Source organism: Pseudomonas sp. S12(2018), assembly GCF_024355235.1.
GTDB lineage: Bacteria > Pseudomonadota > Gammaproteobacteria > Pseudomonadales > Pseudomonadaceae > Aquipseudomonas > Aquipseudomonas palmensis.
Window position 1 is genome coordinate 101,324 of the sequence record NZ_QLAD01000006.1, and the last position, 22,170, is coordinate 123,493.

A 22,170-nucleotide genomic window follows, 5' to 3' on the forward strand; every position below is an offset into this window, starting at 1 on the left:
ATGCCTATAGAAATCAGAATAAAAGATGAAATAATCACGGCTTATCACATGTGATAGGCAAAAAACGCCCGGTTGCAGTCGCTCAGCCGTACACCGATGGAGAACCTGCCGATGAACAAGCTCGATCGCTACCTGGACGCAGCCGTAAGGGACAACACGCGGCGCAGCTATCGCGCGGCCGTGGAGCATTTCGAGGTGAGCTGGGGTGGCTTTCTACCGGCCACGGCCGACAGCATCGCGCGCTACCTGGCCGATTACGCCGAGCAGCACTCGATCAACACCTTGCGCCAACGCCTGGCCGCGCTGGGCCAGTGGCACACCAGCCAGGGCTTTCCCGACCCCACCAAGGCGCCATTGGTGCGCCAGATGCTCAAGGGCATACGCGCGGTGCATCCGGCGCAGGAGCGCCAGGCAGCAGCCCTGACCCTGGAACACCTGCAGCGCACGGTCGACGCACTGCACGCCAAAGCCGCACAGGCGCAACAGGCGCACTGCCTGCCCGAGCTGCTGCGCGCACGGCGCGATGTCGCCCTGCTGCTGATCGGGTTCTGGCGAGGGTTCAGGGGCGATGAGCTGGCGCGCCTGCGCGTGGAGCACATTCAGGCCCAGGCGGGCGTGGGCATGCAGCTGTACCTGGCGCAAAGCAAAGGGGACCGGCAGGGCCGCGGGGTCAGTCATCGCACCCCTGCCCTGAAGAGCCTGTGCCCGGTACAGGCCTACATCGACTGGATCAGCGTGGCGGGCATCGCCCGCGGGCCTGTGTTTCGCAAGCTCGATCGCTGGGGCAACCTGGGCGAGCAGGCGCTCAACAGTGGCAGCCTGATCGTACTGCTGAGGCGGATTTTTGCAGATGCCGGGCTACCCGCCAGCCTCTACAGCAGCCACTCGCTGCGTCGTGGCTTTGCCACCTGGGCCAGTGGCAATGGCTGGGACATGAAAGCGCTGATGGCCCACGTGGGCTGGCGCGACGTGAAATCGGCGATGCGCTACGTGGATGCGTCGGTGTCGTTCGGGGAGCTGGAGTGTTGCCGGCCAGAAGGGACGTGCTGACAGCCGACTGAGCATTGCGGTGAGGCCACCCGGCGCTCACCGTCACACCCCTCTCACAGCTTCGCGATCGACACCTCGGTCGATTTCACGAACGCGATCACCTCGCTGCCAATCCTCAGTTCCAGCTCATGCACCGACCGCGTGGTGATCACCGAGGTGACGATGCCGGCCTGGGTCTGCACGTCGATTTCCGAGACCACCGGCCCCTCGATGATCTCCTTGATGGTGCCCTTGAACTGGTTACGTACGTTGATCGCCTTGATGGTCATGGTGTGGCTCCTTAGCAGTTGGGAGCACCGTCGTTGCAGTGCGTGAATGCAGAGTGCACCGCAAAGATAAAAATCAAAAAGAATAAATAACGACAAATATAGATCCGTATGGAATATGAAAAGCTGTATATCAACATTCCTAAACGTTATTTATTTAAGGTTTTTTAGATCATTTAGCATCGACAGGGCCCGGCCTTGAGGCCCGAACCTTTTTGCACAGGTAACCCGCGTGAGCGCCACGTTGCATACCCCTCGATCGACCCCGCTGCAGATTGCCCGCGACCTGGCCCAGACATTCAGCCGCAGCGTGGTAGAGCGCGACCGCAAGGGCGGCACGCCCAAGGCCGAACGCGATGCCCTGCGTGCCAGCGGCCTGCTGGCCCTGAGCATCCCCCGCGAGTTCGGCGGGCTGAACGCCACCTGGAGCCAGACCTTCGATGTGGTGCGCGAATTCGCCCGGGTCGACAGCTCGATTGCCCATGTGTTCGGCTTTCACCACCTGATGCTGGCCACCGTGCGTCTGTTCGGCGCACCTTCGCAATGGCAGCCCTGGTACGAGCTGACGGCGCGCAAGAACTGGTTCTGGGGCAATGCCCTCAACCCCCTCGACACCCGCACCATCGTCAAGCACCACGGCAGCTGGCGTGAATTCTCCGGCAAGAAGAGCTTCTGCTCGGGCGCCAGCGATTCACAAATGCTGATTGCCTCGGCCGTGGACGAGGCGGCCGGGGGCAAGCTGCTGATTGCCGCGATACCCAGCGGTCGCACCGGCATCACCCTGCACGACGACTGGCACAACATGGGCCAGCGCCAGACCGACAGCGGCAGCGCCACCTTCGAACGGGTACGCGTGGAGGAAGGCGACCTGCTGCTCGACCCCGGCCCGCTGAGCACGCCGTTCGCCTGCCTGCGGCCGCTGATCGCCCAGCTGCATTTCGCCAACATCTGCCTGGGCATCGCCGAAGGCGCGTTCGAAGAAGCGCGCCAGTACACCCTCAACGAGACCCGACCCTGGTTCAAGTCCACAGCCCTTGATAGCCGCGACGATCCTTATGTACTGGGCCACTTCGGCGACTTCTGGGTACGCCTGCAAGGCGCCCGGCTTTTGCTCGACAACGCCGCCGGCGAACTCGACCGGGCCTGGGCCAAGGGCGCCGCGCTCGGCGCAGACCAGCGCGGCCGCGTGGCGGTGGCCATCGCCACCGCCAAGGTGGCGGCCAGCCGCGACGGCCTGGAGCTGTGCAGCAAGGTCTTCGAGGTCACCGGCGCCCGCGCCACGCAGGCCTCGGTGGGGCTCGACCGGCACTGGCGCAACCTGCGCACCCAGAGCCTGCACGACCCGCTGGATTACAAACTCCACGAACTGGGCGACTGGGCCTTGAACCAGCGCCTGCCGATTCCGACGTTCTATTCATAGTGTGACTGCCATGCAATTGTTGACCCTACCGCCCTCGCCCGCGTTGGCCACCTCGATCCGCGCCACCGCGCAGGTGTTCGAAGACCCCAAGTCACGTGCGCTGCTGGCGCACCTGCAACAGGTGGCGCCCAGCGAAGCCAGCGTGCTGATCATCGGCGAGACCGGTACCGGCAAAGAGCTGGTGGCGCGCCACATTCACAACCTGAGCGGGCGACGTGACAAGCCGTTCGTGGCCGTCAACTGCGGCGCGTTTTCCGAATCGCTGGTCGAGGCCGAGCTGTTCGGCCACGAGAAAGGCGCCTTCACCGGCGCCCTGGCGGCCAAGGCCGGCTGGTTCGAAGAGGCCAACGGCGGCACCCTGTTCCTCGACGAGATCGGCGACCTGCCGATGCCGATCCAGGTCAAGCTGCTGCGCGTGCTGCAGGAGCGCGAAGTGGTGCGCCTGGGCTCGCGCAAGAGCATTCCCATCGATGTGCGGGTACTGGCCGCCACCAACGTGCAGCTGGAAAAGGCGATCAATGCCGGGCACTTTCGCGAAGACCTCTATTACCGTCTGGACGTGGTCAGCCTGGAGCTGGTGCCGCTGCGCGAACGCCCCGGCGACATCCTGCCGCTGACCCGCCACTTCATCGATGCCTACAGCCAGCGCCTGGGCTACGGCCAGGTGCGCCTGAGCGCCCAGGCCGAGCACAAGCTGCGCACCTACGGCTGGCCGGGCAACATCCGCGAGCTGGAAAACGTCATCCACCACACCCTGCTGATCTGCCGCGACGGCCTGATCGAGCACGACGACCTGCGCCTGTCGAACATGCGCATCGAACGCCAGGACGACAGCCCCAGCCAGGACGACTCGGCCCAGGCGCTGCTCGAGCGGGCCTTCCAGAAACTCTTCGAGGAACAGGCCGGCGCGTTGCACGAACAGGTCGAGGACGCGCTGTTGCGCGCGGCCTACCGCTTCAGCCACTACAACCAGGTGCACACCGCCAACCTGCTGGGCCTGACCCGCAATGTCACGCGTACCCGCCTGATCAAGATCGGCGAACTGGCGGTCAATCGCCGCCGGCCCACTGGCGCCACCCAGGGCGAGCGGGTGCTCAACCTGTCGATCTGATCAGCCACGCGCGGCATACACCGCATTGCCGGCGTCTGCTGCCAGGCGCCGGAACACCAGTGCCGAGGCCATGCACGCCAGCCCGCACAGCAGCATCACCCAGGCCACGTCGCTGGTGACGGGGGTGGCGTGCCCGCGCAGGTTCATCAGCACCCCCAGCAGCGAGGCGGCCAGCCCCACCGACAGGCTCATGCTCAACTGCACCGTCATCGCCGACAGGCTGCTGGCCCGGCTGCTCAGCGCCGCCGGTACATCCGCATAGGTCAGCGCGCCCAGGGTGCTGAACTGCAGCGAACGGATCACTGCGCTGGCGAACAGCATCAGCACGATCACCCAGTACGGCGTATCGCTGGTAAAGCTGGCACAGGCCCCCAGGGTCAGCCCGGTGAGCAGCGCATTGCCGGTGAGCGTGCGACGGATGCCGAAGCGGCGCACCACCCGCACTGCCAGCAGCTTCATCAGAAACGCCCCCGCGCCGCCCGCCAGGGTCAGCAGCCCCGCATGCAGCGGGCTCAGGCCAAAGCACAGCTGAAACATCAGCACCAGCAGGAACGGGCCAGACGAGGTACCCAGGCGCAGCAGGTTGCCGCCCCAGAAGCTGATGCGGTAGCTGGGAATGCGCAGCAGCGACAAGTCCAGCAGCGGTTCGGCGCAGCGCCGTGCATGGCGGATGTACCACGCGCCGCACAGCAGCCCCGCCCCGATCATCACCGCCACCCACGCTCGCGGCAGCAGGCCGTGGCCCAGCGCCTCGAAACCGAACACCAGCGCCCCCAGCGCGGTGCCGCTGAGCAGCAGCCCGCGCACATCCAGTGCCCGCGCACGAACCCCGGGATAATGCGGTACATGGCGCAGCACCAGCACGATGCCCACCAGGCCGATGGGCAGGTTGATCAGGAAGATCCAGTGCCACGACACGAACGTCACCATCAGCCCGCCCAGCGGCGGCCCGATCATGGGCCCGATCAGCGCCGGAATGGTCAGGTACGACAGGTTGCGCATCAGGTCTTCGCGCGGCGACCAGCGCAGCAGGATCACCTGCCCCACCGGCACCATCATCGCCCCCGCCGCGCCCTGCAGCATGCGCGCCAGGCACAGCTGCAGCAGCGAGGTGGATGCCGCGCAGGCCAGCGACGACACGATGAACAGCACGATCGCCACCACGAACAGCCGTCGTGGGCCGAAGCGGTCGGCGGCCCAGCCACTGACCGGCACGCACAGCGCGGCGGCCAGCATGTACAGCGACACCACCAGGTTCATGCGCACGCTCGGCGCGCCGAAGTCGCTGGCCATCTGCGGCAAGGCCGTCATCACCACGGTGGAGTCGATCAGTTCCATGCACAGCGCGCAGCCGATGATCATCGGCACCTTGCGCGAAACCGGCCGCAAGGCCGGCAGGGGTTCGGCCATGGTCACTCAGAACAGCCCCGAGGTCGGCGGCGGCGTGCCCTTGAGGTACCAGGTGCCGACCGCCGAGGCCTTCCAGTGGCGCGGGTTGTGGTTGGCCACCGTACGCGCGTTGCGCCAGTGCCGGTCGAGGTTGTGGCTGCGCCCGGTGGTGGACGCACCGCCCACATCGAACAGCAGCTCGGCGGCCCGCAGCGCCGATTCGGCGGCAATGTACTGGGCCTGCGCCACGTCGATGGCGGCCTGATCCACCGCCTGCGGGTCCAGTTGCAGGGCCCAGGCGCGGTCGATCACCGCTGCGGCCTTGAGCACCACCGCTTCGGCGGTGAAGGCGCGCGCGGCCACTTCGCCCACGCTCAGTTGCACATAGGGGTCGTCCACCGACTGGCTGGCGCTGCTGTGCTTGATCGGTCGCGCATGCTCGCGGGCAAAGCGCACTGCATCCTCCTGGGCATTGCGCGCGATGCCGGCCTCCACGGTGGCGAGGAACAACTGCAGAAACGGGGTGACGATGGTGCGCTTGCCCTCCTCCACGGTGCGCGGACGAATCTCGCTGGCCAGCACCTGCACATCGTTCAGACGCGTGGTGCCACTGGCGGTCAGGCGCTGGCCCATGGCGTCGAAGTCGTCCACCAGCTCCAGGCCCTGGCGATCGCGCGGCAGCACGAACGACACCGGCCTGTCCTGTTCGTCCAGCGCCACGGCGCTGACCCAGTCGGCGTACAGCGCGCCCGTGCTGTAGTACTTGCTGCCGCTGACGCGAAAGTGCTCGCCATCGGGCACGATGCGTGCGCTGATCGCGCCATTGGCGCCGCCCACCTCCCAGCCTGCGTTGCCCAGCACGGCGCCGTCCAGGTAGCGCGCGAACCAGCGCTGGCGTTCCTGCTCTGCACCGCTATGGTCGGCGGCCAGCAGCCCTTCGACGAAGGCAAAGCCCGGGCGCAGGGCCTGGGCCACATTGGAGTCCACCGAGGCCACCCGCAGCAGCAGGCCGATCACGTCGCTCACCGAGCCGCCGGGGCCACCGTAGGCGAGCGGGATGCGCACGGTATAGAGCCCTGCGGCGGCCAGCTGGCGTATGGCGTCATACGGCAGCTGGCGCTCACGTTCACGCTCGGCTGCACCGGCCGCAATCTCGGGAAGCAAGGCATCCAGGCGTTGATGCAGGTGCGCAACGCTGGTCAGTGCGTGTTGGGGGGCGTGTTTGGGGACTTCGGACAAATGCGGCATGGGCGCCTCCTTGGGCGTTTGAAAACTCTCAGGCAGATTCGGTAGCGGGTGTTTCGTCGAACTGGCCAGCGGCCTGGCGACTCCACAACCGGTGGTACTGGCCGCGCTGGCGCAGCAGTTGTGCATGGTTGCCGTCCTCGATCAGGCGGCCCTTGTCGAACACCAGGATGCGGTCCAGGTGCGCCACCGTGGACAAACGGTGCGCGACCACCAGCACGGTCTTGCCGTGCATGATTTCGTCGAGTTTTTCCTGGATGAAACGCTCGGTGAGCGAGTCCAGGCTGGAGGTGGCTTCGTCCATCACCAGAATCGGGGCGTTCTTGAGCAGCACCCGGGCAATCGCGATGCGCTGGCGCTGGCCACCCGACAACTTGACCCCGCGCTCGCCCACCAGCGAGTCGTAGCCGTGTTCCATGCTGTCGATGAAGTCGTCGGCGCCGGCGCGGCGGCTGGCATGCACCACGTCCTCGAAGCTGGCCTCCAGGCGCCCGTAGTGGATGTTCTCGCCGATGCTGCGGTGGAACAGGCCAGGTTCCTGGGGGATCAGGCCGATCTGCTGGTGCAGCGAATGCTGGGTCACTTCGCGCACATCGCGTCCATCCACCAGCACCTGGCCGCTGTTGACGTCGTACAGGCGCAGCAGCAGGTTGAGCAGGCTCGACTTGCCCGAGCCCGAGGTGCCCACCAGGCCCACGGTCTGCCCCGCCGGGATCACCAGGTTCAGGTGCTGGAAGATCGGCTTGTCGGGCGCATAGCCGAAGCTCACGTCGCGAAACTCGATGTCGCCGCGCACCGGCGGCAGCGCCCGTGCGCCGGGAAGGTCCACCACCTCGTGGGGCCGCACCAGGGTGCGCACGCCGTTGGCGATGTTGCCGGTGGCCTCGAAGAACTCCAGAAAGCGCCGCGACAGGTTGCTCACGTCATTGATGATCAGCAGCGACAGGCTGGTGGCCATGACGAAGGTGGCGATGTCGATGCGCCCCACGTACCACTGCTGCAGCGCAAGCCCCAGCATGCCCAGCTTGAGGGCCACGCCGCCGGCCGACTGGAACCAGCGGATCTTCTCCATGTACCAGAACGAGCGGTAGGCCGCGTCCACCTCGCGGTCAAGGTAGTGCCCCAGGTAGCCGTGCTCGAACGGCTGGCGGGCGAACAGGCGGATGTTGGTGAGGTTGCTCACCGCGTCCACCACCTTGCCGTTGCTGGTGCTGCGCGCCGCCGAATACTGCTGCGCCAGCGGGTGGCTGCGCCGCGCCAGGACATAGCAAATGCCAATGAACAGCAGCGACCAGCCGAGCATGAACGCGGCCAGCAGGCCCGAGGCGCTCCACAGCAAGGCGGTGGCCAGGCTCAGGGTCAGCGCCAGGCCGAGCATGTCGAACAGCAGGATGCCCAGGGTCTGGTTGACCCCCAGCGCCACCTCGGCGATGCGGTGCGCCAGCGCCCCGGCGAACTCGCTGCTGACAAAGCGCTGGGAATGGCGTTGCAGGTAGGCGAACAAGGCATGGGTCACGGTTCGCCGCTGCAGCGGCAGCACCTTGATGTGGCAGGCGGCGGCGCTGCGGGCGCTCAGCAGTTCCAGCACCAGCAGCGTGCCGAACAGGCTCAGGGGCGCCACCAGCCCCGGCAGCGCGGCATGCACCGAGGCGGCCTCGGTCACCTGCCGGGTGATCAGGCCCAGCGCCCAGGGGATCAGCACCGCGCTGACCACGGCGATGCACTGCAACAGCAGGATGCTTGAGTACCAGACCTTGTAATTGCCGATGCACAGGCGCACGAAGGCCAGCGGCGTGTCCGGCAGGTGGTCGATCTTCCAGTGGTGCAGCCGTCGTCGCGGCGTGTGGCGGGTCGAGAAATGCAGGCTCATGGTTCAGATCGCCAACTTGAGGAATTCGAACGAGGTACGACGGCCGCTTTCCAGGTGCGGAATGGCCTCCAGCAAGGCCAGGGTGTAGGGATGCTGCGGGTGGTCGAACACGTCGCGCACCGCCCCGCTCTCCACCGCCACGCCGTCCTTCATCACCAGCACCTCGTCGCTGACCTGGTTGATCACCCCCAGGTCGTGGGAGATGAACAGGCACGCCAGGCCCAGGCGCTGCTTGAGGTCGTCGAGCAGTTCGAGGATCTGCGCCTGCACCGACACGTCCAGCGCCGACACCGGCTCGTCGCACACCAGAATCTGCGGCCCGGCGGCCAGCGCGCGGGCAATCGCGATGCGCTGGCGCTGCCCGCCCGACAGCTCGATGGGGCGCCGGTCGAGCAGCGCCGCGTCCAGGCGTACCAGGCCCAGCAGTTCTTCGGCCCGCCTGCGCCAGTCGGCGCGCTTGTGCCCGGCCACCTCCAGCGCCTCGAACAGCACACGCTGCACGTTGTAGCGTGGGTCGAAGGAGCTCAGCGGGTCCTGGAACACCACCTGGATACTGCGCCGCAACTGACGCTTGTGCGCCTCGGAAAGCTTCAGCCAGGGCTGGCCCTTGATCTGGATATCGCCGCTGTCGGGGGTTTCCAGGCCCAGGATCATGCGCGTCAGGGTGGTCTTGCCCGAGCCCGACTCGCCGACGATGCCCAGGGTCTTGCCGCGGCGCAGTTGCAGCGACACCTGGTTGACCACGGTGCGCATCTGCCCGTCCGGGCCCTTGAACGCCTTGCTCAGCTGGCGCACCTGCAACAGCGGTGGCTCCTGGGTCGGCGCCACGATAGCCAACGGCGTTCGTGCTGCCCCCGGCGTGCGCCGAAAGTGCACCGCCCGGCCGGCACGCAGCAGAAACTGCGTGTAGGGGTGCTGCGGGTCGTGCAGCACCGCCTCGACGCTGCCCTGCTCGACGATCACGCCGTTGTGCATCACCGCCACGCGGTTGGCCAGGCGCGACACCACCGCCAGGTCGTGGCTCACGATCAGCATCGCGGTGTTCTCGCCACGCAGCGATTCGAGCAGGCTCAGCACCTGCGCCTGTACCGTGGCGTCCAGCGCGGTGGTCGGCTCGTCGGCAATCAACAGGCGCGGGTTGCAGGCGATGGCCGAGGCGATCAGCGCCCGCTGGCGCAGCCCGCCCGACAGTTGATACGGGTACTGGCGGGCGCGCAGTTCCGGCTGCGGCACGCCGACGGCGCGCAGCAGCTCGATCACCCTGGCCTGGCGCTGCGCGCGGTCGAGCCCGGTATGCAACTGCAGCGGCTCGGCGATCTCCTTGCCCACCGGGCGCAAGGGGTCCAGCGCGCCCAGGGCATCCTGCATCACGAAGCCGATCTGCGCGCCGCGCACCTGGCGCCAGGTGCGCTCGTCGAACTCGCGCAGGTCGTGCCCGGCAAAGTCCAGGCGGCTGGCCTGCACCTGGGCATGGGCGCCGGTCAGCCCGGCCAGCGTGCGTGAGGTGACACTCTTGCCCGAGCCCGACTCGCCCACCAGCGCCAGGCACTCGCCCTGGTGCAGCTGGAAGCTGATGCCCTTGAGGGTGGGCACGGCCTGGGCGCCAAAGCGCACGTGCAGGTCCTGTACATCGATAAGCGGTGCGCGACTCATGGGCGTTTACCTTCGCTGCGGCGCAGCAGTTCGCGGCCGATCGTACTGATCGAGACCACGGTCAATGTGATTGCCAGGGCGGGCCAGGCCACCAGCCACCAGGCGTTGGCCAGGTAGTTGCGGCCCACGGCGAGCATGCCGCCCCACTCCGGCTCCGGCGGCGGCGCGCCAAAGCCCAGAAAGCTCAGGGCCGCGCCCGAGACGATGTTGCCGCCGATGCCGATGGTGGCCAGGATCAGGATCGGCTTGATGGCATTGGGCAGTACATGGCGCAGGATCACCGCGTGCCGGCCCAGGCCCAGGGTGGTGGCGGCCTCGACGTAGCCGGCACCGCGCACCACCAGGGCCTGTGCGCGCACCAGGCGTGCATAGCGCGGCACGCTGGCGATGCCCACGGCAATGATGGTGTTCAACTGGCCCTGGCCGAAGAAGGTGATGATCACCAGGGCCAGCAGCAGGTCGGGGAATGCCAGCAGCACATCCACCCCGCGCATCACCGCACCGTCCAGCCAGCGCGGGCCGAGCCCCGCCGCCAGGCCGAACAGGGTGCCCAGCAGCAGGCCGATGGCGGTGGCCGACAGGCCCAGCACCAGCGACGGGCGCACCGCGTACACCAGCCGGGTGAGGATGTCGCGGCCGTTTTCGTCGGTACCCAGCCAGTACAGGCTGTCGGGGCCACGAAACGCCTGGCGCGCACTGGCCTCCAGCGGGTCGCCCGCCACCAGCCAGTGCGGCTGGATGGCCGCAATCACCAGCAGCAGCACGAACAGCCCGGCCAGCACCAGGCCCGGGCGGATGGCCCAGCGCCGCACCTTGCGCCGCCGGGCCACGAACAGCGGCTCGGCGGCAATCAGGCCGACGCTCGCGCTTTGATTGATGGGCGCCATGGGCACCTCCACAGGCTAGGGGTTGCGGCTCAGGGCGCCGGGTTCGGGGTGTGCGCGTGGATCTGCTCGATGCGCGCCAGGGTCTCGCTGCTCAGTTGCAGCTCAAGCGCGCCGATGTTCTCGCGCAGTTGCGCCAGGCTCGTCTGCCCGGTCAGGGTGCTGCTGACGAACGGCTTGCCGATCACCGCAGCCAGGGCCAGTTGCGCGGGGCTCACGTCCAGCTCGCGGGCCAGTGCCACGTAGGCGGCAATGGCCTGCTGCGCCGACGCGCTGTCGTAGCGGTTGAAGGTGCGGTACACCGACGACAGGCGCGAACCTTCAGGCCGTGCGCCGCCCAGGTACTTGCCGGTGAGCGCGCCGAAGGCCAGCGGCGAATAGGCCAGCAGGCCCACCCCTTCGCGGTGGCTGAATTCCGACAGGCCGCCTTCGTACAGGCGGTTGAGCAGGCTGTAGGGGTTCTGGATGCTGACGATGCGCGGCAGCCCCAGCACCTCGGCCTGGCGCAGGAACTGCCCTACCCCCCACGGGGTTTCGTTGGACACGCCGATATGGCGGACCTTGCCTGCCTGCACCTGCTCGGCCAGCACCTGCAGGGTTTCGCCGATGGCAATGGCCTGCGGGTCGTCGACATACGGGTACTCGCGCTGGCCGAAGAAGTTGGTGCTGCGGTCGGGCCAGTGCAGCTGGTACAGGTCCAGGTGGTCGGTCTGCAGGCGCTTGAGGCTGCCGTCCAGCGCGGCGACGATGTTGGCGCGGTCGTGGCGGCTGAGGCCATCGCGGATATGCCTGCCGCTGCCGGGGTTGCGCGTGGGGCCGACGATCTTGCTGGCCAGCACGATATCGCTGCGCCGGCCGGTCCGGGCCAGCCAGGTGCCGATGAAGCGCTCGGTGCTGCCCCAGGTGTCGGCATGGGTCGGGGTCGGGTACATCTCGGCGGTGTCGACCAGGTTGACACCGTGGTCCAGCGCCAGGTCCAGCTGCTGGTGGGCGTCCTGCTCGCTGTTCTGGTGGCCCCAGGTCATGGTGCCCAGGCCGATGACGCTGACCTTGATGTCGCTGTTGCCCAGTGTGCGGTAGTTCATGGGGTGTGCCTCGCTAATCGGTTCAGACGGCCTCTGCCGCACGTTGGTACTGGCTGGCCGGGTACGGCAGGCCCAGGTGGTCGCGCAGGGTGCTGCCGGTGTATTCACGGCGGAACACCCCGCGCTGCTGCAGCAGCGGCACCACCTGGTCGACGAACACCTCGACCCCCGAGGGGAACATGTCGGGCATGATGTTGAAGCCATCGGCGGCGCCGGCGCGGAACCAGTGCTCCAGGGTGTCGGCGACCTGTTCCGGGGTGCCCACCAGCAGGCGGTGGCCCACCAGGATGCGCCGCGACAGTTCGCGGATGGTCAGGTTCTCGCGCCGTGCCAGGTTCAACTGGGCTTCGAGAAAACCGTGCGAGCCGCGCTCGAATTCGCTGACCGGGCCAATACGCTCCCACGGCAGCGGCGCGTCCAGGTCCAGTTCGTCGGGGGGCAGGCCGATGCGAAACGCCAGTTGCTGCACCAGCCCCGCCTCGCCGCTGTAGGCGTTCAGTTCATCGAAGCGCGCACGGGCTTCGGCCTCGGTGCTGGCGATCACGGTGGACAGCCCCGGCATGATCTTCAGGTGATCGGGGTTGCGGCCCCACTGGCGTGCGCGCTGTTTCATCTCCTGATAGAACGCCTGGCCGTCGGGCAAGGTGGTCTGGGTGGTGAAGATCGCGTCGGCATAGCGCGAGCCCAGGGCCTTGCCGCCCTCGGACGAGCCGGCCTGTACCAGCACCGGCCGGCCTTGCGGCGAGCGCGGCAGGTTGAGCGGCCCCTTGACCGAAAAATGCTCGCCCACGAAATCGATGCTGTGCACCTTGTGCGGGTCGGCGAACTGGCCGCTGGCGGCGTTGCCGATGATCGCGTCGTCCTCCCAGCTGTCCCACAGCTTGAGGGTCACGTCGATGAACTCGTCGGCCCGCGCATAGCGGTCCACATGGCGCGGCGCACCGGCCAGGCCGAAGTTCTGCGCGGCGGCGTCGCCGGCGTTGGTCACCACGTTCCAGGCCGCCCGGCCGCCACTGATGTGGTCCAGCGAGCTGAAGCGCCGCGCCAGGTTGAACGGGTCGTTGTAGCTGCTGGACGCGGTGGCGATCACCCCGATGTGCCGGGTGGCCAGGGCCACGGCCGTCAGCAGCACGGTCGGTTCCAGGCGCCCGGCCGGGTGCTGGGCGATGTCGCCCGCCAGCGCCGGGCCGTCGGCGAGGAAGATCGCGTCCAGGCACCCCCGCTCGGAAATGCGCGCGATGTTGCGGTAGTACTCGACGTCGAGGTAGGCGTTGGCCGGTACTTCGGCCTTGCGCCAGGCGCTGGCATGCGCGCCGAAGCCGAGGATGTTCATGCCGATGCTCATCTGTCTTGCGGTCTGGCTCATGGCTGCTGCTCCTGAATGAAGGCGGTTACACCGCGCTGGCTTCGTCGCGCACGGTGGTGCCGTCCTGGGCATGCAGCGCACGCCAGGCAGCACCGGGGCTGACGCCGTTGAGGTAGTAGTTGCCCAGCGCGCGCTCGCGGTAGATCGCCGGGTTGTGTGAGGCCAGGGTGCGCGCATTGCGCCAGTGCCGGTCCAGGCGCCGGGCCTGGCTGGTGGCCGACGCGCCGCCCACCTCGAACAGCAGGGTGGTGACTTCCAGCACCTGCTCCAGCACGATCTGCTGGGCCTGGAAGGTGCGGATATCGGCCTCGACGTAGTCGGCTTCCTGGGCGCTGTCGTTCAGCTCGGCCTGGTGTACCCGCTCGAGTACCTCGGCGGCAGCCAGCACCAGGGTTTCGCTGGCATAGGCCAGGCTCGACAGGCGTCCGATCACCCGCTGCACCAGCGGGTCGTCCTTGGGGCTGGACTGGCCCGGCACGCCGAAGGCGCGGGTGCGGCCCTGGACGAAGGCGGTGGCATCACGCAGCGCGGCGCGGGCGATGCCGGCCAGGGTGGCGAGGTGGAACAGCTGGTAGAACGCCGAGATGTACGACTCGGCGCGCAGCTCACCGGGCTTGAAGCGGCGCAGCACATGCTGCTCGGGCACCGCCACCTGCTCGAAGCGTGTGGTGCCGCTGCCGCTCAGGCGCTGGCCGAAACCGTCCCAGTCGTCTTCACGGGTCACGCCGGGGGCGTCCACTGCCACCACCACGCTGACGAAGTCCTTGTCGTGCATGGCCACGGCCGCCACCCAGTCGGCGTAGATAGTGCCGGTGCAGTAGTACTTCTCGCCGTTCAGGCGCCAGCCCTCCTCGGCGGCCTCCAGGCTGACCGAGTTGGTGCTGCTGTCGCTGCGCTCGGCCATTGCCGCGCCCCACAGCTGCCCGGCCACCACCTTGGCGAACCAGTAGTCCTGGGACGCCGGTTCGCGGGCCGACAGCCGCCCTTCGACGAAACCGAAGTGCGCGCGTACGATCTGCGGCAGGTTGGAGTCGGCCTCGGCCAGGTCGATCAGCAGGCCAAACAGCACCGGCAGGCTGATGCCGGCACCCCCATGCGCCTGGGGCACGCGCAGCGCCGTGAAGCCGGCATCGCGCAGCAACGCCACGGCCTCGAAGGCCAGTTCGCGCTGCTGTTCACGCGCCACCGCGCCCTCGCCGATCTGTGCGAACAGCGGCTTGAAGCGCGCCTGCAGCGCAGCGTAGGAATTGGATTGGGTCATGACAGGTCCTTGCTTGGGGGTGGCATCACACGGCCTTGGCACGCGGGTCCACCCAGTGATTGATCAGGTCGACGAGAAAGTTCACGACCACGTAGATCGCCGCCGCCAGCAGGGTGATGCCCAGCAGCAGCGGCACGTCCTTGGATGTTGCGGCGTCGAGCATCAGCCGGCCGATGCCCTGGCGCGAGAACAGCAGCTCGATCACCACCGCACCGCCGAGCAGGCTGGCGAACACGAAGCCGGACAGGGTCACCAGCGACACCAGTGCATGGCGCAGCGCGTGTTTGAGGCGCACGCCGGTTTCGGACATGCCGCGGGCGCGCGCCATGGCGATGAAGGGTTGTTCGAGAATGTCTTCCAGTTCCTGGCGCAGTACCTGGCTGAGCACCGCCGCCACCGGCAAGGCCAGCGCCACGCTCGGCAGTATCAGCGCCTGCCAGCCGCTGGAGCCGGACGGCGGCAGCAGGTGCCAGCCGAACGCGAACACCAGCAGCAGGCCCAGGCCGATCACGAACGAGGGCGCCGACGACAGCACCAGCTCCGTGCCCGACACCAGCGAGCGCAGCCATGGCGCGCGATTGGCGGTGAGCACCGCGACCAGCACGGCCAGCAGCACCGCCAGTACCGCCGCAGCCAGCGACAGTTGCACGGTGGCGCCCAGTTGCCCGGCGATGATCTGCCCCACCGGGATGCGCAGGCGGTACGACTCGCCCAGGTCGCCCTGGGCCAGGCGCCCCAGGTAATGGCCGTACTGCACGATCAACGGCTGGTCCAGGCCGTATTCGGCGCGCACCTGGGCGATCAGCTCGGCACTGGGCATCGCCTCCGGCCCGCCGAGGATGGCCAGTGCCGGGTCGCCGGCGCTCAGGTTCAAGGCCAGGAAGGTCAGGGTCGCCGCGCCCCAGAGCACGCCGATGCCGGCCAGCAGCCGACGGAGTATCAGGCGCAGGGTGTTCATCGGGCCTCCTGGTCGAGCCATATGCTGGTGAAGAACGGGGTGTTGTGCGAGGTATCGAAGATCACGCCCTTGACCGCCTTGCGGTAGGCCACCAGCACATGGCTCTCGTACACCGGTACGGCCGGCACGGTTTCCACCAGGCGTTGCTGCGCGGTGCGGTACAGCGCGGCCAGCTCCACCGGGTCGGTGGAACGGCGCGCCGCCGACAGCGCCGCATCGAGGGCGTCATCGCGAAAACGCCCGGCGTTCTGGCCGATGAGCTTGGGCGTGCTGATCGCATTGCTGTGGTAGAGGATGTACAGCCCGTCGGGGGTGTTGGTGTGCCAGTAGCCGCCGGCGATTGCCTGAAAGTTGCTGGCATAGCGGCGCTCGGTGACCTGGGCCAGGGGCAGCAGATCGATGGCCAGCTCGAAACCGACCTTCTTGAGGTCGGCCTGGATGGCCACTGCCACGCTACCGGGGAAGGCGCCGGTCTCGTACATCAGCAGGCGCGCCGACAGGCGCTGGCCGTCCTTGACCCGGTAGCCCCTGGCGTCACGTTCACCCCAGCCGGCCTGGTCGAGAATGCGGTTGGCCTCGGCCACGTCATAAGCCAGCACATCCTTGAACGCGGGGTCGTAGTAGCGGGTGTTGGCGGCCAGGAAATCGCCCTTGGGCTGGTACTCGCCAAAGCCGGTGATCCAGGCCAGGCCGTCGCGATCGATGGCCTTGGCCACGGCGCGGCGCACCTGCACGTCCTGGAACGGGAACTGCTCGACGTTGAAGGTCAGGCTGCGAAACGGGTTGGCCTTGCGGATGCGGCTGCTCATCTGCAGGTCGGGGTTGCTGCGAATGGCCCTGGCGTTCTGCGCCGGCGCGTCCACGGTGAAGTCCGACTGGCCGGACTCGAGCGCGCTGAAGCGGATCATCGGCTCGGGCACGATGCTCAGCTCCAGGCGGTCCAGGTAGGCCTCGCCGTTGTGCCGGGTCACCGGGGGCGCCCAGTTGTAGCCCTTGCGCCTGACGAAGGTGGCGCCCTGGTCGCGGGTGTAGCTTTCCAGCACGAAGGGCCCCGAACCGATGGCGTGCTCGGCGATGGACTTGGGCGCCTCGAGGATCTGGCGCGGCGAGATCATGCTCAGCCAGGACTGCGCCAGCACGTCCAGGAACGGCGAATAGGGTTCGCGCAGGTGCGCCTCGAAGGTGTACTCGTCGACGATGCGCCCGTCCACGTAGGGCGCGATGTACGCGGCGGCCAGCGGCGACTTGGTGGCCGGGTCGCGCATGTGCTCCAGGTTGATCTGCACGGCGCGGGCGTTGAATTTCTCGCCGTCGCTGAAGGTCACGTCATCGCGCAGGTGGAAGGTGTAGGTCTTGCCGTCCGGCGAGATGTCCCACGACTTGGCCAGCCACGGCGAGATGTTGCCCTGCTCGTCCTGGTACAGCAGGCAGTCGAACAGGATGCGCCCCAGCCACTGCACGTTGCCGTGGGAAATCGAATGCACGTCCAGGGTGGTGGTGTCGGACGCCGTGGAAATGCGCAGCGTGCCGCCCGGCTTGCCTGGCGCGGCTTCGCGGTAGTCCTCGGCGGCGTAGCTCAGGCTGCCGTCGCGCAGCACGCCGTCGGCGCTCGATACGCTGTTGCGCGGCGCTTCGCTGGCCGGCTTGCAGGCGCCCAGCGCCACCACGCTGGCGAGTACGGCCAGGCGTGCGAGCCTTGTGATCAGGGTCATGTGCTTCCTCCGCCAGCACCGCGTGCAGGTGCACGTCGGTGCTGGCCGCGCTGGCTTAGAAGTTGTAGGTCACGCCGGTGAAGGCGCCGAAGCCGTCGCCCGGGTACAGCGACGCGACGTCCCTGCCCTGGGAGTTGTAGGTCGGCAGCACGGCGGTCACGTAGTCCTGGTCGGTGATGTTCTTCAGGTCCAGGTACACCTGCCAGGTCTTGCCCGGGTCGTCGTAACCCAGGCGCGCGCCCCACAGCGTGTAGGACGGCGCGTAGAAGCTGTTGGCGTAGTCCACCGAAGTCTTGGACGCGGTGCGCACGTTGACCCCGGCGTAGAAACCGCTGGCCCACTGGTACTGCAGCTCGCCCTGATACACGTGCTTGGGCAGGCCCGGCAGTTCGTTCTTCTTGAACAGCGGGTCGTTCTCGTAGTGGAAGTCGTTGAGGGTGTAGGCCTGGCGCCAGGTCAGGCTGTCACCGTTGGCGCCTTCCCACAGGCGGGTGCTCAGGCCGGCCTCGATGCCCTGGTGGATGGTGGGCGTGGCATTGGAGGTGGACACCACCGCAGCAGAGGTGGCGGTGGCCGGCAGCACTTCGACGTTGAGCAGCTCGTTCTTGACCCAGGATTTGTAGAACGCCAGGCTGCCGTCGAAGATCCCCGACTTGCCCTTGATACCGAACTCCACGGTGTTGGCCGCTTGCGGCACCAGTGGCTTGGCGTAGTTGCTGGTGACCCCGGAGCCGGAGCTGGACCAGGAGCTTGGCGGGTCGATGGTGCGGCTGGCGTTGGCGAACAGCTGCACGTCCGGGGCGATGTAGTAGCGCAGGCCGATACGCGGGGCCAGCTTCCACTCGTCGTACTTGTAGTGGCTGGGCAGGCCGCTGGTGTTGGGGCGGTCGCTGTAGGTGACGTTGATGTCACGCTTGATCTCGATCGCCGACACGCCGGTGGCCAGGTACAGGTTGTCGGTCAGGCCCAGGTCGTTGCCCAGGGTGAACACATGGTCGAACGAGCCGTCGTACTCGACCTGCTTCTGCAGAATGCCCAGGTCCTTGTCGCCCTTGTAGGTGCGTGCGCCGGAACGGATGTGCTGGGTGCTGCTCCAGCCCGCGGTGGTGGTGCTGGGCAGGCCGAACAGCTGGTCGGTGCGGCTGTACTTGAGCGAGTAGTTGATGTCGCGCCAGTCCCAGTAGTTGGGGTTGACGGTGCTCTTGCGGCTGAGGATCTGCGGGTAGTTGTGGTACACCAGCCCGGCTTCGAGGGTGGCATCGTCATCGAAGGTGTAGGTGGTCTTGCTGCCGACCCAGGTCGAGCCGCGCTTGGTGGAGTCGCCACGGGTGGCGTAGGTGGCGGCGTTGGTCTGTTTGGAGTTCTTTTTGAGCTGCGCCAGGGTCAGGGTGCCCGAGTTCTCGTGGTATTCCTCGCGGTAGCGGATGTACAGACGGGTTTCGAGCTTGGGGTTGAAGCGGTAGCCGAAGTTGCTGACCACCCCCTTGGCCTTGGTGAAGGTGAAGTCCTGGTAGCCATCGCGGCGAGCGTTGTCGACGCTGACGTAGTAGTCGGCATTGCCGGCCACGCCGCCGGTGCTCAGGGTCTGCTTCTGCCAGCCGAAACTGCCGCCTTCGAGCTTGATGCGGTTGCCCGGTGCGGTCAGCCCGGAGTTGGTCACGAAGTTGATCGCGCCCCCCAGTGAAAGTGCGCCGTATTCGAAGGCGTTGGCACCGCGCAGTACTTCGGTGTAGTTCAGGCCCTGGGTATCCAGAAGTTCATAGGGCGTGCCACCGGCGCCGGTCAGTGCAAGGCCGTCGAAGAGAAACTTGGTGCCTTCGCGGAAATAGCCGGGCGAGGTATTGGCGCCGGAGCCGCGAATGGAAATCTTGATGGCATCGTTGCCACCGGCAGCTTGGGCGTAGACGCCGGGCTGGTACGCCAGGGTGTCTTCCAGGGTGGCCGAGCGGCCCTTTTCGACTTCAGCCTGGGTGACCAGGCTGGTACCGCCGGCGACCTCGTCGAGTTTGCTCTGCGCCGCCTGCACAGGGCTCTGTTTGGCGGCCTGCACGGTGACCGTACCCAGGCGCTTGTCGCCGCTGGTGTCGGTGTCGGCGGCCGAGGCCAACGGGATGAATGTTAATAGTGCGCTGCTTACAGCGAACAGGGATGAATGTCGCAATACTGCCGAAGTTGCCCAATGCACGCGTTTCAAGGTCTTGCTCCCCACCTGATTAAAATTAGGCGAGTTTCTATTGGTATAGTCAATCTCACAGGGACTATTGCAGCGAGCGTGCCAACTGGCGAAGTGCCTTGTTTAAAGGGGTTTAGTTATAAAGCGGCAAGTAATCGAGTGTTGTATTCGAGGGCTAGTGTCGGGAGGGTGTTGCCAGGCGAACAGTTGCCAGTTGCTGATCTATGTATATAACCGGCAAGGCCGGCGCCTACAGGTTGGCCGCTGTCTGTAGGCGCCGGCCTTGCCGGCGAAGCAGTAGTGGGCTTGTTACAGACCCTGGTGCAAGGCCCACAGCCGCGCGATGTCCCGCGCCCTGTCGCGCAGCAGCGGCGCTGCCTGCTCGCACGCCTGCTGAAGGCTCATCGGCCCGCTGGTCAACGCAAATGCCGCATCGATGCCATGCTCATACAGCGCCTGGTAGCCCTCGCCCAGGGTGCCGGCAATCACCACCACCGGCACGCCGTGACGCCTGGCTATGCGCGCCACACCGAACGGGGTCTTGCCGCGCAGGGTCTGCGCATCGAAGCGCCCCTCCCCGGTGATCACCAGGTCGGCACCGCGTACCGCCGCCTCCAGCCCGGCCAGCTCGGCCACCACTTCGACCCCAGCACGAAACTGCGCGCCCATGAAGGCCTTGGCCGCAAAGCCCATGCCGCCCGCTGCGCCACAGCCCGGAAACGCCCGAACGTCTTCCTCCAGCAGGCCGGCGCAATGGTCGGCAAAGTGCCCCAGTGCATGGTCGAGCAAGGCGACCTGGGCGGGGCTCGCCCCCTTTTGCGGGCCGAAGATCGCCGAGGCACCATTGGCCCCGCACAGCGGGTTGTCGACGTCTGCGGCCACCTCCACCTGCACGTCGAGCAGGCGCGGGTCCAGCCCGCTGCTGTCCAGCCGGGCCAGGTGCGCCAGGGCCAGGCCGCCCGGTGCCAGTTCAGCGCCCTGGGCATCGAACAGCCGCAGCCCCAGCGCTCGCAGCATGCCACTGCCGGCGTCGTTGGTGGCACTGCCGCCGATGGCCAGGATGATGCGCTGTGCCCCGGCATCCAGCGCCGCGCCGATCAGCTGCCCGGTGCCATAGGTGCTGCTGCGGCAAGCATCGCGCTGCGCGAGGCCGAGCAGTTGCAGGCCGCTGGCCTGGGCCATTTCGATGATGGCGGTGTGGCTGTCGGCCAGCCAGCCCCAGTGGGCCAGTACCGGTGTGCCGAGCGGGCCCTGCACCTGCAGGCTGCGCTGTTCGCCGCTGCAGGTCGCCACCAGGGCCTGCAGGGTGCCCTCGCCGCCATCGGCCATCGGGCAACTGACCAGCTCGGCCTGTGGCAAGGCATCGGCCAGCCCCCGGGCGATGGCAGCGGCCACGTCTTCGGCGCTCAGGCTGTCCTTGAACGAGTCGGGGGCGATGACGATTTTCATGTGGTGTGCTCCTTATCCAGATGAGCTGCATGCTGACAGTTGCGCCGGCGGCGGGCGTCGGTCGGATGCACAGGCGGGCGCAGGGTTATTTGTTCAGTTGGACAATGAACCGACCAAGCGGCCCGCACAGGCAATCAACTGTTCACGGGCAACAACTGCAACCCCAGGTACAGGCTCAGCATCCCTTCCAGCCGCATCGGGTCCACCCCGCTCAACTCGGCCACCCGTTCCAGTCGGTAACGCAAGCTGTTGCGGTGAATGCCAAGCGCCTCGGCGCACGCCTGGCTCTGCCCGTCGTGGGCGCACCAGGCCCGCAGGGTGGCCAGCAGCTGCCCGTTGCTGTCCTTGGCACGCAGTCGTTGCAGCGGTTGCAGCAGTTCGTCCAGTGCATCGTCGTTGCGATGACGCCACAACAGCGCCGGCAGCCGATAGCGCGCCAGGGTCAGCAGGCGCTGACGGGGCAGTACCTCGCGCCCGTAGGCAAGCAGGTCGCGCACCCGACGATAACCGCGGCGCAGGTTGTCCAGCCCTTCGGCCGGGCCAGCCACTGCCAGGCGCTGCACGGTCCAGCCCTGGGCCTGCATCTTGTCCAGCAGGCGCTGTTCGTCCAGCGCCACCGTCGCCGGGCGGCACCACAGCAACGACTGACGTGCCGGGCTCACGCACCAGCTGTCGGGGTAGCGCAGCATCAGCCAGGCCGCCAGCGGCTCGGCCGCCGGGCCCTCCTCCAGCTCGAACAGGCACGGGATACGCGTGAGCTGGGGTTTGAGCCCCAGTTGCCGAGCCTCGTCCACCAGCCGGGTGGCGTCGCCGTTGCCGCCCAGCAGCAAGGCCAGCAGGTCGTCGCAGCGCTGCTTGCGCCACTGCTGCTGCACTTGCAGGTGCCGTTGGGTCAGCAGCATCTCGGCGGTCATGCGCACCAGTTCGGCGTAGGTGCGCACCTGCTGCGGGTCGCCGGTGATGCCGAGCACGCCGATCAGGCGCCCGTCCAGCAGCAGCGGCAGGTTCACACCCGGCTGCACGCCCTTGAGGCATCTGGCGGCCTCTTCGTCGAGCTCGACGATGCGCGCGTTGGCCAGCACCAGTTGCGCGCCTTCGTGACGAGTGTTGATACGCTGCGCCTCGCCACTGCCCAGGATCAACCCCTGGCTGTCCATGACATTGACGTTGTAGGGCAGAATGGCCATCGCACGGTCGACGATATCCTGTGCCAGGTCGTGGTCGAGCTCGAACATGGGCGGATCCTTGTGGTCGCAATGGTTGGTCGAGGGCACAGCG

General features: G+C 67.3%; 17 protein-coding genes. 3 read left to right on the plus strand and 14 right to left on the minus strand.

Annotation, left to right across the window (positions count from 1 at the left end):
- Nucleotides 1-111: 111 nt before the first annotated feature.
- Nucleotides 112-1,050, plus strand: coding sequence for a site-specific integrase (locus tag DN388_RS15440; protein ID WP_255000947.1), 939 nt, complete (start codon nt 112-114; stop codon nt 1,048-1,050).
- A 53-nt stretch (nt 1,051-1,103) separates the two neighbouring features.
- Here the strand turns inward: DN388_RS15440 and DN388_RS15445 are convergent, their stop codons facing one another.
- On the minus strand, nt 1,104-1,319 hold the full coding sequence (locus DN388_RS15445; protein WP_043862773.1) for a molybdopterin-binding protein: 216 nt from the start codon (nt 1,317-1,319) through the stop codon (nt 1,104-1,106).
- A 229-nt stretch (nt 1,320-1,548) separates the two neighbouring features.
- Between DN388_RS15445 and DN388_RS15450 the strand changes: the two genes are divergently transcribed.
- The gene (locus tag DN388_RS15450) at nt 1,549-2,736 is read left to right on the plus strand and encodes an acyl-CoA dehydrogenase family protein (protein WP_043862772.1); all 1,188 of its coding nucleotides are present in this window, start codon (nt 1,549-1,551) and stop codon (nt 2,734-2,736) included.
- A 10-nt stretch (nt 2,737-2,746) separates the two neighbouring features.
- Complete coding sequence (locus DN388_RS15455; RefSeq protein ID WP_043862771.1) at nt 2,747-3,847, plus strand: sigma-54-dependent Fis family transcriptional regulator; 1,101 nt, start codon at nt 2,747-2,749, stop codon at nt 3,845-3,847.
- Here DN388_RS15455 and DN388_RS15460 read toward each other — a convergent pair whose 3' ends face one another.
- The 13 genes from DN388_RS15460 to DN388_RS15520 form a co-directional block, all read right to left on the minus strand.
- Nucleotides 3,848-5,257, minus strand: a complete 1,410-nt coding sequence (locus DN388_RS15460; protein WP_043862770.1) for an MFS transporter — start codon at nt 5,255-5,257, stop codon at nt 3,848-3,850.
- A 6-nt stretch (nt 5,258-5,263) separates the two neighbouring features.
- On the minus strand, nt 5,264-6,484 hold the full coding sequence (locus DN388_RS15465; RefSeq protein ID WP_255000956.1) for an acyl-CoA dehydrogenase family protein: 1,221 nt from the start codon (nt 6,482-6,484) through the stop codon (nt 5,264-5,266).
- A 28-nt stretch (nt 6,485-6,512) separates the two neighbouring features.
- On the minus strand, nt 6,513-8,351 hold the full coding sequence (locus DN388_RS15470; RefSeq protein ID WP_078480991.1) for an ABC transporter ATP-binding protein: 1,839 nt from the start codon (nt 8,349-8,351) through the stop codon (nt 6,513-6,515).
- Nucleotides 8,352-8,354: 3 nt separating this feature from the next.
- Nucleotides 8,355-10,004, minus strand: coding sequence for an ABC transporter ATP-binding protein (locus DN388_RS15475; RefSeq protein ID WP_058540182.1), 1,650 nt, complete (start codon nt 10,002-10,004; stop codon nt 8,355-8,357).
- A complete protein-coding gene (locus DN388_RS15480) occupies nt 10,001-10,891 on the minus strand; it encodes an ABC transporter permease (protein WP_255000960.1) in 891 nt (296 codons plus the stop codon). Before DN388_RS15480 ends, DN388_RS15475 begins: the two co-directional genes overlap by 4 nt.
- A 29-nt stretch (nt 10,892-10,920) precedes the next feature.
- The gene (locus DN388_RS15485; RefSeq protein ID WP_255000961.1) at nt 10,921-11,973 is read right to left on the minus strand and encodes an NADP(H)-dependent aldo-keto reductase; all 1,053 of its coding nucleotides are present in this window, start codon (nt 11,971-11,973) and stop codon (nt 10,921-10,923) included.
- A gap of 22 nt (nt 11,974-11,995) precedes the next feature.
- Nucleotides 11,996-13,339 (minus strand): LLM class flavin-dependent oxidoreductase, encoded by a 1,344-nt coding sequence (locus tag DN388_RS15490; RefSeq protein ID WP_054914522.1) that lies wholly within the window; start codon nt 13,337-13,339, stop codon nt 11,996-11,998.
- A 25-nt stretch (nt 13,340-13,364) separates the two neighbouring features.
- The gene (locus DN388_RS15495) at nt 13,365-14,600 is read right to left on the minus strand and encodes an acyl-CoA dehydrogenase family protein (protein WP_100632765.1); all 1,236 of its coding nucleotides are present in this window, start codon (nt 14,598-14,600) and stop codon (nt 13,365-13,367) included.
- Between the two features lie 25 nt (nt 14,601-14,625).
- Complete coding sequence (locus DN388_RS15500) at nt 14,626-15,558, minus strand: ABC transporter permease (protein WP_054914524.1); 933 nt, start codon at nt 15,556-15,558, stop codon at nt 14,626-14,628.
- Nucleotides 15,555-17,270, minus strand: coding sequence for an ABC transporter substrate-binding protein (locus tag DN388_RS15505; protein ID WP_255000964.1), 1,716 nt, complete (start codon nt 17,268-17,270; stop codon nt 15,555-15,557). The genes DN388_RS15500 and DN388_RS15505 overlap by 4 nt, the downstream gene beginning before the upstream one ends.
- A 55-nt stretch (nt 17,271-17,325) precedes the next feature.
- Nucleotides 17,326-19,455 carry a TonB-dependent receptor gene (locus DN388_RS15510; protein ID WP_229590261.1) on the minus strand — a complete coding sequence of 710 codons (2,130 nt, stop codon included), beginning with the start codon at nt 19,453-19,455 and terminating at the stop codon, nt 17,326-17,328.
- 297 nt (nt 19,456-19,752) lie between these two features.
- Complete coding sequence (locus tag DN388_RS15515) at nt 19,753-20,892, minus strand: glycerate kinase (protein ID WP_054914526.1); 1,140 nt, start codon at nt 20,890-20,892, stop codon at nt 19,753-19,755.
- A gap of 134 nt (nt 20,893-21,026) precedes the next feature.
- Nucleotides 21,027-22,127: a sugar diacid recognition domain-containing protein gene (locus DN388_RS15520; RefSeq protein ID WP_255000972.1), complete on the minus strand. Its 1,101-nt coding sequence runs from the start codon at nt 22,125-22,127 to the stop codon at nt 21,027-21,029.
- Nucleotides 22,128-22,170 lie beyond the last annotated feature (43 nt).

Bases quoted from the DNA above. Each gene is read 5' to 3' on its own strand.
- DN388_RS15440 (WP_255000947.1), top strand. From the start codon at position 112: ATGAACAAGCTCGATCGCTACCTGGACGCAGCCGTAAGGGACAACACG.
- DN388_RS15445 (WP_043862773.1), bottom strand. From the start codon at position 1,319: ATGACCATCAAGGCGATCAACGTACGTAACCAGTTCAAGGGCACCATC.
- DN388_RS15455 (WP_043862771.1), top strand. From the start codon at position 2,747: ATGCAATTGTTGACCCTACCGCCCTCGCCCGCGTTGGCCACCTCGATC.
- DN388_RS15460 (WP_043862770.1), bottom strand. From the start codon at position 5,257: ATGGCCGAACCCCTGCCGGCCTTGCGGCCGGTTTCGCGCAAGGTGCCG.
- DN388_RS15465 (WP_255000956.1), bottom strand. From the start codon at position 6,484: ATGCCGCATTTGTCCGAAGTCCCCAAACACGCCCCCCAACACGCACTG.
- DN388_RS15470 (WP_078480991.1), bottom strand. From the start codon at position 8,351: ATGAGCCTGCATTTCTCGACCCGCCACACGCCGCGACGACGGCTGCAC.
- DN388_RS15475 (WP_058540182.1), bottom strand. From the start codon at position 10,004: ATGAGTCGCGCACCGCTTATCGATGTACAGGACCTGCACGTGCGCTTT.
- DN388_RS15480 (WP_255000960.1), bottom strand. From the start codon at position 10,891: ATGGCGCCCATCAATCAAAGCGCGAGCGTCGGCCTGATTGCCGCCGAG.
- DN388_RS15485 (WP_255000961.1), bottom strand. From the start codon at position 11,973: ATGAACTACCGCACACTGGGCAACAGCGACATCAAGGTCAGCGTCATC.
- DN388_RS15490 (WP_054914522.1), bottom strand. From the start codon at position 13,339: ATGAGCCAGACCGCAAGACAGATGAGCATCGGCATGAACATCCTCGGC.
- DN388_RS15495 (WP_100632765.1), bottom strand. From the start codon at position 14,600: ATGACCCAATCCAATTCCTACGCTGCGCTGCAGGCGCGCTTCAAGCCG.
- DN388_RS15500 (WP_054914524.1), bottom strand. From the start codon at position 15,558: ATGAACACCCTGCGCCTGATACTCCGTCGGCTGCTGGCCGGCATCGGC.
- DN388_RS15505 (WP_255000964.1), bottom strand. From the start codon at position 17,270: ATGACCCTGATCACAAGGCTCGCACGCCTGGCCGTACTCGCCAGCGTG.
- DN388_RS15515 (WP_054914526.1), bottom strand. From the start codon at position 20,892: ATGAAAATCGTCATCGCCCCCGACTCGTTCAAGGACAGCCTGAGCGCC.
- DN388_RS15520 (WP_255000972.1), bottom strand. From the start codon at position 22,127: ATGTTCGAGCTCGACCACGACCTGGCACAGGATATCGTCGACCGTGCG.